We start from the raw sequence: 2,209 nt of genomic DNA on the forward strand, positions 1-2,209 counted from the left end.
CGTGCCGACTTTGACTGATGCGATTTCGGAATCGGCGGAAACGGTGAATTTGGTGCTCTTCGGTGGCAATGTCAGTAGTCCGTCAATTTTGACGATTAATGATGTTGCGCCAACTCCGGGGACAACTCCGACGCCGACTCCAACTCCAGCAACATCAACAGCAACCCAGTTTGTTTTTAGTGTGGCTACTTTCACCACTCCGGAATCATCTGGCTTTGCTACGGTGACAGTCAATCGCATCGGCCCCAGTACGGCTGCCGGAACCATTAGCTACAGTACTCTTGACGGCACCGCCCTATCAACTGGAGGAACTGCGGCTGATTATGCGTCTACTGCTGGTGTACTCAACTTTGGCCCTGGGGTAACTTCCACGACGTTCAACATCTTTGTCAATGCTGATACTGTGCCTGAAATGACTGAGAGTGTTAACCTATATCTCAACAACGGCCCCGTCGGCACTCCGTCAACAGCAATACTAGACATTATTGACGGTAGCAGCAGTGCATCTGGCAATATCTTCCAGTATAGTGCGTCTAATTACGGCTCGATCGCCACTCAGGGGGGCAACACAACGGTTACAGTTACCCGCTCAAGCGGCTTAGGTGCAGCATCGATTGATTATATTATTCTGGCGGGTACTCCAGGCGCCGGCCCTGCACCTGTATATGGTACCGACTACCTGCTTAACCCGGGCGGCCCCACTGGCGGCACGTTGTCCTTCGCCAACGGCCAACTCAGCCAAACCTTTACTATTCAAGACAACCCATTTAGTACCAATAATGGGATTGTGCGCTTAGGTCTTGCTAACCCCACTGCGGGCTACAGTTTCGGCAGTACAGCGGCAACAAGTATCACTCTCATCTAAGGCTATTAGTAGGGCGAGGAATCCTTGCTCTACTAATATGCCCCGCAAGTAGTTAAATGCTTTTTATCAGTCTGATTCCTCACTACAGCTTTTTTCAAGAAAGTGAAGTACGCGGGTAAAATCTTCGCTGTGTGACAGTCGCTGGCACTGACAACTAATGGAATTCACCCACAGGGCCGATTGTGGGCGACCTCGACCCGAATCCCATTGCTAGTGCTAGTTTCGTGGCTTTCAACCCATTTGCTACTTCGGTCTGATAGAACCATTTCAAGGTCGTACTCTTAGATGCTGCGCGCGTTATTCGAGTACGACCTTGAACCCTTGTATATGGAAAGAATTAGATGGCGATTTGCCATTGGGTAGGGGTTTTTGAGATGGTCGGTTTTTGGCAATAATTTTTTGTAAAACATGCCGCTAGAATTATCGATTGGATGTTATTGTTTTTTTGCGCTTACCGACTTAATCCTTAATTGGTTGATAAGCTTGCTGACACTCTTCAAAGGTTGAGGCGGAAGGTTCCCTATTCCCAAAAAATAGTTGCTGATGTATTTTGATCAAAATTTCGTAAGGCGCTGGCTGGGGTAATTTCTGGATTAATTGCAAATATTCGCCATCAGTGCGACTGGGTTGGTGAATCGCGGTTCCCACATCATTTAACCGCTGCAACCGCCATGTAAAGACAGCGGCAAGCTTGGCGGTATTTCCCTTGTTGCTGCAACTTTTGCGATCGCAACAACCACTCTGCTACTAACAAATCTTTAATTGTTTTTTTCGCACTTCCATCAGTTGTTTGATTCCTCTTTTTAAAATTATGAATGTAAAAAAGTAACAGTTGCTAAATCTGCCAACTCGCCCAGACTGCGAGCAATGCTAAAATTAACCAAAAGGTGGCTTTAGCGATCGCACCCAATATCGAGGAATCAAACCAAGATGGCAATTTGACATTCGGTATATTTTGGGCAGTTTTTAGTTCCCACCTCTCCTGCAATCGCTGTTGCGACTGTCCTAATTGCCAACCCAAATTAGTTTTATCAAAGGAACTTTCAGACATAGATTTACATCTATGAGTAGATTTTTGATTGCGGATTGGAATTTTTTTTCTTCTATCATTATCCCCAAATCCCGGACTTCTTAAAGAAATCTGGGATAAGAAAGCGCGATCGCATTTGACGTTTGATTAGGTTGACTTAAATGCCGAGTTATTGTCCCTAATCCAAATCGCCGCGCGATGGAGAATCGCATTTGAGTGACATTCTTCTAAAGTGGCGGTGCGTTTCGTTCTGAAGAAACCTAGAGATGGGGGGAATTCAGGCTCTAATAAGGTAATCCAATATGGATTGAGTT

3 protein-coding genes are annotated in these 2,209 nt (G+C 46.0%); 1 reads left to right on the top strand and 2 read right to left on the bottom strand.

Going from position 1 to position 2,209, the window contains the following annotated elements; genetic code table 11:
* Positions 1-865 (top strand): Calx-beta domain-containing protein (locus QUA45_RS00700; RefSeq protein WP_333218914.1); only part of this gene is annotated, 865 nt, incomplete at its 5' end.
* A gap of 459 nt (positions 866-1,324) precedes the next feature.
* Here the strand turns inward: QUA45_RS00700 and QUA45_RS00705 are convergent.
* The gene (locus tag QUA45_RS00705) at positions 1,325-1,513 is read right to left on the bottom strand and encodes a DUF4129 domain-containing protein (protein ID WP_333094815.1); all 189 of its coding nucleotides are present in this window, start codon (positions 1,511-1,513) and stop codon (positions 1,325-1,327) included.
* Between the two features lie 187 nt (positions 1,514-1,700).
* Complete coding sequence (locus QUA45_RS00710; RefSeq protein ID WP_333094813.1) at positions 1,701-1,916, bottom strand: hypothetical protein; 216 nt, start codon at positions 1,914-1,916, stop codon at positions 1,701-1,703.
* Positions 1,917-2,209 lie beyond the last annotated feature (293 nt).

Source organism: Microcoleus sp. Pol12A5, from assembly GCF_036701435.1.
In the GTDB taxonomy this organism is placed as follows: Bacteria; Cyanobacteriota; Cyanobacteriia; order Cyanobacteriales; family Microcoleaceae; genus Microcoleus.